Raw genomic sequence first — 12,588 nt, 5'->3', positions numbered from 1 at the left:
CCCCGGACACAGCGGTCCGGGGCTCACACTCACGTCGGGCGCGCGGCTCAGAGCATGGTCGTCTGCGCCTGACCCTGCGCCGAGGCTCCGCCGAAGGCCGCCGAGGCGCCCAGACCGGCGGTGACGGAGAGCGGGCCCGCCTCCGCGTGGAAGCCGGTGCCGAGCGCGCCACCGGCGGTGATGACGGCCGCGCCGGCGTCGATGCCGATGGTGCCGCCGGACACCTGGTCCAGGTCCGCGTCGGAGATCTCAGCCGTTTCGACCTGGGGGACGAGGTTCATGACAGGTCTTTCCTCTCGTACTGACGAAAAAGGGGGAGCGGTGAGGCACGCACGCCCGCGTTCCGGGGTGGGGGCCCGGAACCGGCCACCGGCGTGCCGCGCACCGATCAAAGCACGGTGGTGAACGGCCCACCATCGGCGCACCGTTGACGCTCCTGCCCCAGGCGCCCCCGGGTTCACCAGTGTGTGCGTGCGGTCAGGGAAAGAGCCGGTGTCTTCACGTTTCCCGCCGGTTTCGGGACTCCGAGGGGCCGGGTGCCGCGCGGGGACGGCCCGACGCGCATCCGTCCCGCTCGTTCCGTGCGACCGCGCGATGAACGGTGTGCGGGTCCGGAGGATGTTCGGCACCCTCGCTCTCCTCCCGTCAACGAAGCGGTGCGGACCGATCGTTGCCGATACGCACCGTGTCGCGATCGACACACGGAGTTCCCAAGTGGCCTTCCCGGCCATCTTCTCTCGAATAAAAGTGGGCAAAGCGTGTCATAAGCCACCAAGTGGCCACCCGGCACAGGACGGACGGTCACGTGGGACACCGGTACTCCGGCACCCGCCGGAGACCCGGGCGCGGGGCCGAACGCAGGACATCCGACGAGGAGAACTGTCGATGAGTGAGTCCGTACAGACCGGAACCGGGGCCACCAAACAGAAGGTGAGGACAGAGACGTCCGCCACGGCCGACCAGGCCAGGCAGGCCGCGGGCCAGGTGGCGGGCACCGCCGCCGATCAGGCTCGTTCCGTGGTGGGCGAAGCGCGGCAGCAGGCGGGTACGGTCCTGGAGGAGCTGCGGGGCCGAGCGATGGGAGAGGCCGAGGAGCAGACCAGGCGTGCGGCCGGCCAGCTGCGCCAGTGGGCCGGCGACCTGTCGACTCTGGCCGCGCACGCGCCGGACGACTCGCCGGCCCGCGGCCTGGTGACCCACGCGGCGGACCGGGGCAGCCAGGCCGCCGACTACCTGGACGAACGGGGTGTCGAGGGACTCGTCGGCGACCTGCAGCAGTTCGCCCGGCGGCGGCCCGGGGCCTTCCTGGGCGGTGCGCTGCTGGCAGGCCTGGCGGTCGGCCGCCTGGCCAAGGCGGCGGGAGGCGCTTCCGAGGCCGACGGGCGGGGAGCGGACGGAACGGCCGACCGTGCCGCGATGGGGCCGCCGGCCGGCCAGACGGTGCCGACCGGGCCGCCGGCGATCTCCGCGGAGAGGTCCCCCCTGCCGCCGTCCGTGCCGCCGACCGTCGGGCACTTGACGGGCGGCGCCCCGGACCGCGGGCGTCCGGAGGTGTGAGATGGCCACCATCTCCCCACTCCGGGGCACGGGAGCGCACCAGGAGTCCCGGGAGCACGACCGGTCGATGAGCCACCTGCTGTCCGCGGTGACCGCGGACCTGCAGACGCTCTTCCGGCAGGAGGTCGAACTGGCCAAGGCGGAAGTCAGGGACGAGGCAGCCAGGGCGGGCAAGGCCGCCGGGATGTTCGGCGGCGCCGGGTTCGCCGGCTACATGGTCCTGCTGTTCCTGTCGCTGGCGGCGATGCTCGGCCTCGCCAACGTCATCGACGGCGGCTGGGCGGCTCTCGTCGTCGCCGTGCTCTGGGGCGTCGCGGCCGCGCTGCTCTACCTGAAGGGCCGGGCCCGGATGAAGACCGTGTCGCCGAAGCCGGAGCGAACCGTCGAGACAATGAAGGAGAACGCGGAATGGGCACGTCACCCGACCAAATGAGGGCCGAGATCGAGGCCACCCGAGGCCGGCTGGCCACGGACGTGGACCGGCTCGCCGACCGCACCAGTCCCCGGCGCGTGGCGCGGCGTCGCACCAGGCGTATGCGCGGCGCGGTGTCCGGCATGAGGGAGCGTGTCATGGGCACGGCGACCTATACGGCGCACGGCGTGCGTGACACCGCGCAGTCGGCGGCCGGTTCGCTCCAAGAGGGCACCGGACGTGCCGTCGGTTCGGCGCGCGACGCGGCGGGACAGGCGGCCGGCACCGCCCGGGAAGCCGCGGGTCAGGCGGCTGGTACCGCGCGCGACGTGGCCGAGCAGACCGGGCACGCCGTGCAGCAGACGCCGGAGATGGCCCGCACCCAGACCCAGGGCAACCCCCTGGCGGCCGGCCTGGTCGCCTTCGGGGTCGGGGTGCTGGCCTCGTCGCTGCTGCCCGCCTCCCGCACCGAGCGGCAGAAGGCCTCCGAACTGATGCGGAGCGAGGCCCTGGAGCCGGTGAAGCAGGCCGCGACCGAGTCCGCGCAGCACCTCAAGGAAGGTGCGAAGGAGGTGACCCAGGAGGCGGCCGAGGACGTGAAGGGCACCGCCGCACAGGCCGCGCGCACCACCCAGGACGAGGCACGCGGTCAGGGTGGCAAGGTCACCGAGCAGGCCAGGGACTCCGGCCGGCAGCTCGCGGACGAGGCCCGGCACCGTTCCGGACCCGGATGAGACACCGCGCACAGCACACCCCCGCACGCCGGCCCGGCACCGGGTGGGCGGGCGGGGGTCCGCACGTCAGGGCGGGTGGAGAGCAGAGGACGGGGCCGCCGGCCCCGCCCTTTTCGCCGGAGACGCGTCAGCGCTTGAGGAGGAGAACCAGGACGACGGTCGCCACGGCACTGATGACCAGGGAACCGATGCATCCGACCCGGTTGCTGAAGAAGAACATGGCCCTCGGGTACCCCGCTCCCCCCGGCTCACCGGCCGGGGACGGGCCGACCCGGGCCGCCCGGGGCCGTGAACCGGCTCGGGGGCGGACCAGCGCACCGCGGCCGGAGACCGACGCGCGGACAAGCCGCCGCCGGGAGACCGGCGGCGGCGGTGTGCCGGCCGTGAGTGGCCCGGCGCCCTCCTCGCCGGGACCGGCCTCGTCGGCGTCGGCGTCGGTCACCGATGCCGGGCAGGAGGCCGGTCGTGGCACGGCGTACGGCTCAGAGGCGGTCGTTGGGGTGCGCGCCGCCGGCACCCGTCCCGCGACGGGGGTTCGTGTCGTGCGTCTTCTGCCGGCGGGGGATCAGGCCGAGCAGACCGAGGAGACCGGCAAGCCCCCACAGGCCCCATCCCCCGTTGTCATCGTCCTTGTTCTCGTCTTCCTGAGCCTGGGTCTGGGCGGCCTGCACGACGGCTGTCCGGTCCGTCACCGGCGTCTGGGCCTCCGCCGTGACCGCGGCGGGTCCCGCGAGGAGAGCGGCGGTCAGGAGAGCACCGATAGTCACGCGACGCATAGTTCCTCCAAAGAACGACCCCTGAACGGGGCCTTGCATGTTCCATGTCGCGTCGCGTCGGGGAGCCGTGCAACCCCGGCAGGCACGGCATCCCCTCCAGAAGCTCGGCTGAGCCCCATTTCTGCGGCCCCGCCGTCTCCCCGGGACTGTCGGCCGGACGGGTGACACGAGCGGGAACTACAGCACCGGCAGGCTCTTCCGCAGCTCGAAGGCGGTGACCTGGGAGCGGTACTCCTCCCACTCCTGCCGCTTGTTGCGGAGGAAGAAGTCGAAGACGTGCTCGCCCAGGGTCTCGGCGACCAGGTCGCTGCGTTCCATCAGGGCGAGGGCCTCGCCCAGGTTCTGGGGGAGGGGCTCGATGCCCAGGGCGCGGCGCTCCGAGTCGGAGAGGGCCCAGACGTCGTCCTCGGCGCCCGGCGGGAGTTCGTAGCCCTCCTCGATGCCCTTGAGGCCGGCGGCCAGGAGGGCGGCGTAGGTCAGGTACGGGTTGGCGCCGGAGTCGATGGAGCGGACCTCGACGCGGGCCGAGCCGGTCTTGCCGGGCTTGTACATGGGGACGCGGACCAGGGCCGAGCGGTTGTTGTGGCCCCAGCAGATGTAGGAGGGGGCCTCGCCGCCCGCGCCCGCCGTGCGCTCGGTGCCGCCCCAGATGCGCTTGTAGGAGTTCACCCACTGGTTGGTGACCGCCGAGATCTCCGCCGCGTGCCGCAGCAGGCCCGCGATGAAGGAGCGGCCGACCTTGGAGAGCTGGTACTCGGCGCCCGACTCGTAGAACGCGTTGCGGTCGCCCTCGAAGAGGGACAGGTGGGAGTGCATGCCCGAGCCGGGGAACTCCGAGAACGGCTTCGGCATGAAGGTGGCCTGGAGGCCCTGTTCGAGGGCCACCTGCTTCATGACCAGACGGAACGTCATGATGTTGTCGGCCGTGGAGAGGGCGTCCGCGTAGCGCAGGTCGATCTCCTGCTGGCCCGGCGCGCCCTCGTGGTGGGAGAACTCCACCGAGATGCCCATCGACTCCAGCATGGTGATCGCCTGGCGGCGGAAGTCCATGCCGATGTTCTGCGGGGTGTGGTCGAAGTAGCCGGAGTTGTCGGCGGGGGTGGGGACCGTGCCGTCGACCGGCTTGTCCTTGAGGAGGAAGAACTCGATCTCGGGGTGGGTGTAGAAGGTGAAGCCCAGGTCGGAGGTGCGGGCCAGGGCGCGCTTGAGGACGTAGCGCGGGTCCGCGAAGGACGGGGAGCCGTCCGGCATCAGGATGTCGCAGAACATGCGGGCCGTGCCGGGGGCCTCCGCGCGCCAGGGCAGGACCTGGAAGGTGGAGGGGTCCGGCTTGGCGATCATGTCGGACTCGTAGACGCGGGCGAAGCCCTCGATCGCCGAGCCGTCGAAGCCGATGCCCTCGTCGAAGGCCTGCTCCAGCTCGGCCGGGGCCACGGCCACGGACTTCAGGAAGCCCAGCACGTCCGTGAACCACAGACGTACGAACCGGATGTCGCGCTCCTCCAGCGTCCGGATCACGAACTCCTGCTGCTTGTCCATCTTCCGCTTCCCCATCCTCGCTGGTCAGGCCGCCTGTCTCCGGTACGGCGGGAGGCGGTCGGGCACCTGAGCATCACACCACAGCACGGTTTCGTACGCGTTGCGGACCTCGGTCGGCCCACCTGCCCTCCCCGCAGAGTAGAGGCCACCTGTTCGATCGGGCCATTCCGGGGATCCGGCCGGGACAGATCCTGTGATCTCCCTTCGAACGACGGGCGCGCCGGCACTACGATCAGCGAACCTCACAGCTCCCTTTCCGATGACGTTTCCCCAGAAGGGCACACCTCATGGGTTCCGCCAAGAAGAGCAGCAACCAGGCGCGACAGGCCCGCATAGCCGAGATGCGACGCGCCGAGGAGGCCCGCGAGCGCCGGAACCGGATCCTGACCGTCGGGGTCAGCGCCGTGGTCGTCGCCGGTCTCGTGGTCGGCGGCGTCTTCCTCATCCGGTCGCAGTCCGACGACTCGTCGTCCGACACCGCCTCCGACGGCAAGACCGCCGGCAAGTTCGTCACCGGCGAGGACGGAGTGCGGACCTGGGAGGGGAACCTGGGCCGCAACCACGTCACCAAGAAGGTGTCCTACCCCGCCGAACCCCCCGTCGGCGGCGACCACAACCAGGTCTGGATGAACTGCGACGGCGACGTCTACACCGAGCCCCTGAACAACGAGAACGCCGTGCACTCCCTGGAGCACGGCGCCGTGTGGGTGACGTACACCGGCAAGGCCCCGGAGGCCGACGTCGAGAAGCTGGCGGAGAAGGTGAAGAAGACGCCGTACTCGCTGATGAGCCCCAACGACAAGCAGAAGGACCCGATCATGCTGACCGCCTGGGGCCACCAGCGCACCGTGACGGGCGCCGACGACCCGAACGTCGACAAGTTCTTCGAGAAGTTCGTCCAGGGTGAGCAGACCCCCGAGCCGGGGGCCGCGTGCACCAACGGGCTGCCGCAGTGACCCCGAGGCGGGCCGGCTGGATCGCGGGGGCCGCCGCCGCGGCCCTCGTCGCGGCCGGTGGCATCACCTACGCGGTGGCCGGGGACGACGGCGCGGGCCGGGTCCCGACGGCCGACTCCGCCGACGCCGGGTTCGCGCGCGACATGGCCGTGCACCACCAGCAGGCCGTGGAGATGTCGTACATCGTGCGCGACCGCACCGACGACGAGGAGGTGCGGCGGCTCGCGTACGACATCGCGCAGACCCAGGCCAACCAGCGCGGCATGATGATCGGCTGGCTGGACCTGTGGGGGCTGCCCAAGGTGTCCTCCGACCCGCCCATGACCTGGATGGGGATGGGTGACATGCCGTCCGCCGGAGAGGGCTCGCTGATGCCGGGGATGGCCACCGACGCCGAGATGGAGAAGCTCGGCACCCTCAGCGGCAGGCAGGCCGAGGTCTACTACCTTCAGCTCATGACCGAGCACCACAAGGGCGGCGTCCACATGGCCGAGGGGTGCGCGCAGAGGTGCACGGTGGGGGTGGAGAAGCGGCTGGCCCAGGGGATGGTGGAGTCCCAGGAGTCGGAGATGCGGCTGATGGCGGACCTGCTGGCCGCGCGGGGTGCGAAGCCACGCGCGTGAGGCTTCGGACATGAGGCGGAAACCGGTACGTCACCCCATTGTGTCGTTCTGACGATTACACTGGCCGCCGTGCCCCGCCTACGACTCGCCCTGAACCAGATCGACTCCACCGTCGGAGACATCGACGGCAACGCCGAGTCGGTCGTCCGCTGGACCCGGCACGCGGCCGGACAGGGAGCGCACCTGGCGGCGTTCCCGGAGATGGTGCTGACCGGGTACCCGGTCGAGGACCTGGCCCTGCGGCCGTCCTTCGTCGAGGCCTCCCGCGCCGCCCTGCGCTCCCTCGCCGTGCGCCTCGCGGACGAGGGGCTGGGCGCGCTGCCGGTGGTCGTCGGGTACCTCGACCGCTCGGCGACCGCACAGCCGAGGTACGGCCAGCCGGCCGGCGCCCCGCAGAACGCGGCGGCCGTGCTGTACGGCGGTGCGGTGGCCCTGAGCTTCGCCAAGCACCACCTGCCGAACTACGGCGTCTTCGACGAGTTCCGCCACTTCGTGCCCGGTGACACCATGCCGGTGGTGCGGGTGCGTGGGGTGGATGTGGCGCTGGCCGTCTGCGAGGACCTGTGGCAGGACGGCGGCCGGGTCCCGGCGGCCCGCTCGGCACGGGCCGGGCTGCTGCTGTCCGTCAACGCCTCGCCGTACGAGCGGGACAAGGACGACACCCGGCTGGAGCTGGTGCGGGGGCGTGCCCGGGAGGCCGGCTGTGCGACCGCGTACCTCGCCATGACCGGCGGGCAGGACGAGCTGGTCTTCGACGGCGACTCGATCGTGGTCGACCGGGACGGGCAGGTGCTGGCGCGGGCGCCGCAGTTCACCGAGGGGTGCGTGGTGCTGGACCTCGAGCTGCCCGCCGCCGACGCCGAGGCTCCCACGGGCGTGGTGGACGACGGGCTGCGCATCGACCGGGTCGTGCTGTCGCAGGAGCCGGTGCCCGCCGCCGGCGAGTGGCTGTCCGGTGGGGTCGCGGGGCGGCTGGACGACGACGAGGAGGTCTACTCGGCCCTCGTCGTCGGGCTGCGCGCGTACGTCGCGAAGAACGGCTTCCGCTCGGTGCTCGTCGGCCTGTCCGGCGGCATCGACTCCGCCCTCGTCGCCGCCATCGCCTGCGACGCGGTCGGCGCGGAGAACGTCCACGGCGTCTCCATGCCCTCCAAGTACTCGTCCGAGCACTCCAGGGACGACGCGGCGGAGCTGGCCCGGCGCACCGGTCTCCACTACCGCACCGTGCCGATCGAGCCGATGTTCGACGCGTACACGGGGGCGCTGAAGCTGACGGGTCTGGCCGAGGAGAACCTCCAGTCGCGGCTGCGCGGCACCCTCCTGATGGCGATCTCCAACCAGGAGGGCCACCTGGTCCTGGCGCCCGGCAACAAGTCGGAGCTGGCGGTCGGGTACTCGACGCTGTACGGCGACTCGGTGGGCGCGTACGGGCCCATCAAGGACGTGTACAAGACGTCCGTCTTCCGCCTCGCCGAGTGGCGCAACCGTGCCGCGGGGGACCGTGGACGGACCCCGCCGATCCCCGAGAACTCGATCACCAAGCCGCCCAGCGCCGAGCTGCGCCCGGGCCAGGTCGACACGGACTCGCTGCCCGACTACCCGGTCCTGGACGCGATCCTCGAGCTGTACGTCGACCGGGACCGGGGCGCGGACGAGATCGTGGCCGCCGGGTACGACCGGGAGCTGGTGACCAGGACGCTGCGCATGGTCGACACCGCCGAGTACAAGCGGCGCCAGTACCCGCCGGGCACCAAGATCTCCCCGAAGGGCTTCGGCAAGGACCGCCGGCTCCCGGTCACCAACCGGTGGCGGGAGCGCGGCTGACCGGCTAGCCCTGCCGCTTCAGGTCCGCGAGCACCTTGTGCAGCGGCTCCGTCTCCCGGCGGCGGTACTCCTGGATCGCCCAGCCGTTGCCGTCGGGGTCCTTGAAGTACATGAACGTGGCGCCGTCGTCCGGGGCGTACTGGACGGGCTCGGAGACGTCCAGGCCGCGCCCCACCAGCTCCGCGTGGGCCGCCTTGATGTCGGCGACGCAGAGCTGGAGCCCCTGGTAGGAACCCGGTTCCGGTTTGGTCTGGCCCTGCGCCATGTCCCAGATCGCGTCGCCGAGGGCGATGGAGCAGCCCGAGCCCGGGGGCGTGAGCTGGACGATGCGCATCCCGGGCATGACCTCCTGGTCGATGTCCACGTGGAAGCCGACCTTGTCCCGGTAGAAGTCCCGGGAACGGTCGATGTCGGTGACGGGCAGTGGGATCACTTCGAGCGTGAAGTCCATGACGTGACTCCTTCGACGTCCTTGTCGAGCACGGTGCCGGTCGTCGGTAGTGGTGAGTGTCAGTAGTGGTACCGGGCCTGGACGACGATCAGTTCGTCGTCGCCCGGCTTGTACACCAGACGGTGCGTGTCGTCGATGCGCCGTGACCAGTAGCCCGACAGGTCGCCCTTCAGCGGTTCCGGCTTGCCGATGCCCTTGAAGGGGTCGCGTGCGATGTCGGTGAGCAGTTTGTTGATCCGTCTGGTCATCTTCCGGTCGCTCTCGGCCCAGTGGACGTAGTCCTCCCAGCCGTGCGACGTGAAAGCGATCCTCACGCCCGCTCCGCGTCCGGGTCGATCAGCTCGCGGTGCCGCGCCTCGCCGGCCTCGGCCTCCGCGATCGAGTCGAGCAGACGGCGGGCGTTCCTCGGCGACCGCAGCAGGTGCACGGTCTCCGTCCACGCCGTGAAGTCCTCCTCGGACATCAGCACGGCGTTCCCCTTGCGGGAGGTGATGTGCACCGGGGCATGGTCCTCGTTGACCTGCTCTATCAGCGGGAACAGGTTCTGACGGGCTTCGCTGGCGGTGATGGACATACCGGTGCCTCCCTTCGCGGCTTGTACAAGATATCGTACGAGTCCGGAGCGGGCCACCGGAAGCCCGGTTACGCTCGGCTCTGTACCACCACCCCCTCACCACCCCTCTTGATCCCACAGGTCCGACAAGGAGGCCGAGATGACGGCGCCGGGGCGCAGGAGCAGTACCTTCACGCGGCTGCTGCGGCACGGCTTCACCGATCCCTCGGCCGCCGAGCGGCTGCTGGACGGCGCGGAACTCGCGCCGGTCCGCAACGACCCCGTGTTGCTGGAGGCCCTCGGCGCCACCGCCGACCCCGACCTCGCCCTGCACGGCCTGGTCCGCCTCCTGGAGGCGCAGCCCGACCCCACCGCCCGCCGGGAGCTGCTGGACACCCTGATAGCGGCCAAGCCGCTGCGCGACCGTCTCCTCGGCGTGCTCGGCGCCTCCGAGGCGCTCGCCGACCACCTCGCCCGGCACGCCGCCGACTGGCAGGCCCTGGTCACCTACGAACCCCGCGACCTGCACCGCGGCGTGGACGACTTCGAGCGGGGCCTCGCCGAGGCCGACGACCCCGTCTCGCTGCGGGTCGCCTACCGGCGCTGCCTGCTGTCCATCGCCGCCCGCGACGTGTGCGGCACCATCGACGTCGCCGAGACCGCCGCCGAACTGGCCGACCTCGCCACCGCCACGCTGCGCGCCGCCCTCGCCCTCGCCGAGGCCGCCGCGCCCGAGGACGCCGCGCGGTGCCGGCTGGCGGTGATCGCGATGGGCAAGTGCGGCGGACACGAGCTGAACTACGTCTCCGACGTCGACGTGATCTTCGTGGCCGAGGCGGCGGACGGCGGGCCCGACGCCGACGAGGCCAAGGCGCTGCGGGCCGCGACCTCGCTCGCCTCGCACCTGATGCGGATCTGCTCCGAGACCACCGTCGAGGGCTCCATCTGGCCCGTCGACGCCAACCTGCGACCCGAGGGCCGCAACGGCCCGCTGGTGCGCACCCTCAGCAGCCACGTCGCCTACTACCAGCGCTGGGCCAAGACCTGGGAGTTCCAGGCGCTGCTCAAGGCCCGCCCGGTGGCCGGCGACCCCGGCCTCGGCGCCGAGTACGTCGCCGCGCTCCAGCCCCTGGTGTGGCAGGCCGCCGACCGCGAGAACTTCGTACCGGACGTGCAGAAGATGCGCCGCCGGGTGGTGGAGACCATCCCCGCCGCCGAGGTCGACCGCCAGCTCAAGCTCGGCCCGGGAGGCCTCAGGGACGTCGAGTTCGCCGTGCAGCTGCTCCAGCTGGTGCACGGCCGGGCCGACACCTCCCTGCACAGCGGTACGACGCTGGACGCGCTGGAGGCCCTGGCCGCGGGCGGGTACGTGGGCCGGGCGGACGCCGCCCAGCTCGACGAGGCGTACCGCTTCCTGCGCTCCATGGAGCACCGCATCCAGCTGCACCGGCTGCGGCGCACCCACCTCGTGCCCGAGGACGAGGCCGACCTGCGCCGCCTCGGCCGCTCCCTCGGCCTGCGCACCGACCCGGTGCCCGGGCTGCTGCGCGCCTGGAAGCGGCACGCGTCCGTCGTACGGCGGCTGCACGAGAAGCTGTTCTACCGGCCGCTGCTCGACGCCGTCGCCCAGCTGGCGCCGGGGGAGGTCCGGCTCAGCGCGGAGGCGGCCCGCGAACGCATGGTCGCCCTCGGCTACGCCGACCCGGCCGCCGCGCTGCGGCACCTGGAAGCGCTGGCGTCGGGCGTCACCCGCAAGGCGGCCATCCAGCGGACCCTGCTGCCGGTGCTGCTGGGCTGGTTCGCGGACTCCGCCGACCCGGACACCGGTCTGCTCAACTTCCGCAAGGTCTCCGACGCGCTCGGCAACACGCCCTGGTACCTCCGGCTGCTGCGGGACGAGGGCGCCGCGGCCGAGAACCTCGCCCGCGTGCTCTCCGCCGGACGGCTCGCCCCCGACCTGCTGATGCGGGCGCCGGAGGCCGTCGCGCTGCTCGGCGACGGCAACGCGGGCGGGCTGGCGCCGCGCGGCCGGGCCCAGCTGGAGCAGGAGACCCTCGCCGCGGTCCGCCGCGCCGACGGCGCCGTCCAGGCGGTCACCGCGGTGCGCGGGGTACGCCGCCGGGAGCTGTTTCGCACGGCCGCCGCGGACATCGTCGGCTCCTACGGCACCGAGGCCCAGCCCGTCGAGGCCGACCAGGGCGCCCTGGTGGACCGGGTCGGCGGCGCCGTGTCCGACCTGACGGCGGCGACCCTGGCGGGCACGCTCCGGGCGGTCGTGCGGGAGGGCTGGGGCGACACCCTGCCGACCCGGTTCGCGATCATCGGGATGGGCCGCTTCGGCGGGCACGAGCTGGGCTACGGCTCGGACGCGGACGTGCTCTTCGTCCACGAACCGCGGGACGGGGTCGACGAGCGGGAGGCGGCGGACGCGGCGAACAAGGTCGTCGCCGAGATGCGCCGCCTGCTCCAGGTCCCCAGCGCCGACCCGCCGCTGCTGATCGACGCCGACCTGCGGCCCGAGGGCAAGTCGGGGCCGCTGGTGCGCACGCTCAAGTCGTACGAGGCTTACTACCGGCGCTGGTCGCTGGTGTGGGAGCGGCACGCGCTGCTGCGGGCCGAGTTCGTGGCCGGGGACGAGGACCTGGGGCGCCGGTTCACCGAGCTGGTCGACCCGCTGCGGTACCCGGCGGACGGGCTCGGCGAGGACGCGGTGCGGGAGATCCGGCGGCTGAAGGCCCGGATGGAGTCCGAGCGGCTGCCGCGCGGCGCGGACCCCAAGCTGCACGCGAAGCTGGGGCCGGGCGGGCTGTCCGACGTCGAGTGGACGGTGCAGTTGATGCAGTTGCGGCACGGGCACGCGGAGGCCGGGCTGCGGACCACCCGGACGCGGGCGGCGCTGGCGGCGGCGTGCGAGGCCGGCCTCGTCTCCGAGGAGCACGCCGCGACGCTCGACGAGGCGTGGGTGCTGGCGACGCGGGTGCGCAACGCGGTCATGCTGGTGCGGGGAAGGGCGGGGGACACCTTCCCGACCGATCCGCGGGAGCTGGCGGCGGTGGGGCGGTACCTGGGGCACGGGCCGGGGCACGCGGGGGACATGCTGGACGAGTACCGGCGTACGGCGCGCAGGGCGCGGGTGGTGGTGGAGGAGCTGTTCTACGCGTAG

General features: G+C 72.3%; 14 protein-coding genes. 7 read left to right on the top strand and 7 right to left on the bottom strand.

What is annotated here, in order from left to right; all coding sequences use genetic code 11:
- Positions 1-47 precede the first annotated feature (47 nt).
- On the bottom strand, positions 48-281 hold the full coding sequence (locus ACFW47_RS01415) for a hypothetical protein (protein ID WP_386279325.1): 234 nt from the start codon (positions 279-281) through the stop codon (positions 48-50).
- Between the two features lie 604 nt (positions 282-885).
- Between ACFW47_RS01415 and ACFW47_RS01410 the strand changes: the two genes are divergently transcribed.
- From ACFW47_RS01410 to ACFW47_RS01400, 3 genes are read left to right on the top strand one after another with little or no spacing between them, the layout of a single operon-like run.
- Complete coding sequence (locus ACFW47_RS01410; RefSeq protein ID WP_386279327.1) at positions 886-1,557, top strand: hypothetical protein; 672 nt, start codon at positions 886-888, stop codon at positions 1,555-1,557.
- Position 1,558: 1 nt separating this feature from the next.
- Complete coding sequence (locus tag ACFW47_RS01405; protein ID WP_386279328.1) at positions 1,559-1,990, top strand: phage holin family protein; 432 nt, start codon at positions 1,559-1,561, stop codon at positions 1,988-1,990.
- Complete coding sequence (locus tag ACFW47_RS01400) at positions 1,966-2,703, top strand: DUF3618 domain-containing protein (protein ID WP_386279330.1); 738 nt, start codon at positions 1,966-1,968, stop codon at positions 2,701-2,703. Before ACFW47_RS01405 ends, ACFW47_RS01400 begins: the two co-directional genes overlap by 25 nt.
- Before the next feature lie 127 nt (positions 2,704-2,830).
- Here ACFW47_RS01400 and ACFW47_RS01395 read toward each other — a convergent pair whose 3' ends face one another.
- From ACFW47_RS01395 to glnA, 3 genes are all read right to left on the bottom strand, one after another.
- Positions 2,831-3,145, bottom strand: coding sequence for a hypothetical protein (locus ACFW47_RS01395; protein ID WP_386304301.1), 315 nt, complete (start codon positions 3,143-3,145; stop codon positions 2,831-2,833).
- A gap of 40 nt (positions 3,146-3,185) precedes the next feature.
- On the bottom strand, positions 3,186-3,479 hold the full coding sequence (locus tag ACFW47_RS01390) for a WGxxGxxG family protein (protein ID WP_386279334.1): 294 nt from the start codon (positions 3,477-3,479) through the stop codon (positions 3,186-3,188).
- A gap of 177 nt (positions 3,480-3,656) precedes the next feature.
- Complete coding sequence (gene glnA / locus ACFW47_RS01385) at positions 3,657-5,018, bottom strand: type I glutamate--ammonia ligase (protein ID WP_386304299.1); 1,362 nt, start codon at positions 5,016-5,018, stop codon at positions 3,657-3,659.
- Positions 5,019-5,305: 287 nt separating this feature from the next.
- Here glnA and ACFW47_RS01380 point away from each other — a divergent pair, with 287 nt between their 5' ends.
- The 3 genes from ACFW47_RS01380 to ACFW47_RS01370 all read left to right on the top strand — a co-directional run bounded on the left by ACFW47_RS01380 (position 5,306) and on the right by ACFW47_RS01370 (position 8,421).
- The gene (locus ACFW47_RS01380; RefSeq protein ID WP_386279376.1) at positions 5,306-5,974 is read left to right on the top strand and encodes a DUF3105 domain-containing protein; all 669 of its coding nucleotides are present in this window, start codon (positions 5,306-5,308) and stop codon (positions 5,972-5,974) included.
- Positions 5,971-6,597 (top strand): DUF305 domain-containing protein, encoded by a 627-nt coding sequence (locus ACFW47_RS01375; RefSeq protein WP_386279379.1) that lies wholly within the window; start codon positions 5,971-5,973, stop codon positions 6,595-6,597. Before ACFW47_RS01380 ends, ACFW47_RS01375 begins: the two co-directional genes overlap by 4 nt.
- Before the next feature lie 69 nt (positions 6,598-6,666).
- A complete protein-coding gene (locus ACFW47_RS01370) occupies positions 6,667-8,421 on the top strand; it encodes an NAD+ synthase (RefSeq protein ID WP_386279381.1) in 1,755 nt (584 codons plus the stop codon).
- 4 nt (positions 8,422-8,425) lie between these two features.
- Here the strand turns inward: ACFW47_RS01370 and ACFW47_RS01365 are convergent, their stop codons facing one another.
- From ACFW47_RS01365 to ACFW47_RS01355, 3 genes are read right to left on the bottom strand one after another with little or no spacing between them, the layout of a single operon-like run.
- Positions 8,426-8,872: a VOC family protein gene (locus ACFW47_RS01365; protein ID WP_386279383.1), complete on the bottom strand. Its 447-nt coding sequence runs from the start codon at positions 8,870-8,872 to the stop codon at positions 8,426-8,428.
- A 59-nt stretch (positions 8,873-8,931) separates the two neighbouring features.
- Positions 8,932-9,186 carry a Txe/YoeB family addiction module toxin gene (locus ACFW47_RS01360; RefSeq protein ID WP_386279385.1) on the bottom strand — a complete coding sequence of 85 codons (255 nt, stop codon included), beginning with the start codon at positions 9,184-9,186 and terminating at the stop codon, positions 8,932-8,934.
- Positions 9,183-9,446, bottom strand: a complete 264-nt coding sequence (locus ACFW47_RS01355) for a type II toxin-antitoxin system Phd/YefM family antitoxin (protein WP_043373664.1) — start codon at positions 9,444-9,446, stop codon at positions 9,183-9,185. The genes ACFW47_RS01360 and ACFW47_RS01355 overlap by 4 nt, the downstream gene beginning before the upstream one ends.
- A gap of 139 nt (positions 9,447-9,585) precedes the next feature.
- On the opposite strand from ACFW47_RS01355, the gene ACFW47_RS01350 reads away from it, so the two are divergent.
- Complete coding sequence (locus tag ACFW47_RS01350; RefSeq protein WP_386304296.1) at positions 9,586-12,588, top strand: bifunctional [glutamine synthetase] adenylyltransferase/[glutamine synthetase]-adenylyl-L-tyrosine phosphorylase; 3,003 nt, start codon at positions 9,586-9,588, stop codon at positions 12,586-12,588.

This window comes from Streptomyces sp. NPDC058796 (assembly GCF_042745235.1).
Taxonomy (GTDB): Bacteria; Actinomycetota; Actinomycetes; order Streptomycetales; family Streptomycetaceae; genus Streptomyces.
This window is presented reverse-complemented; position numbering and strand designations above follow the sequence as displayed.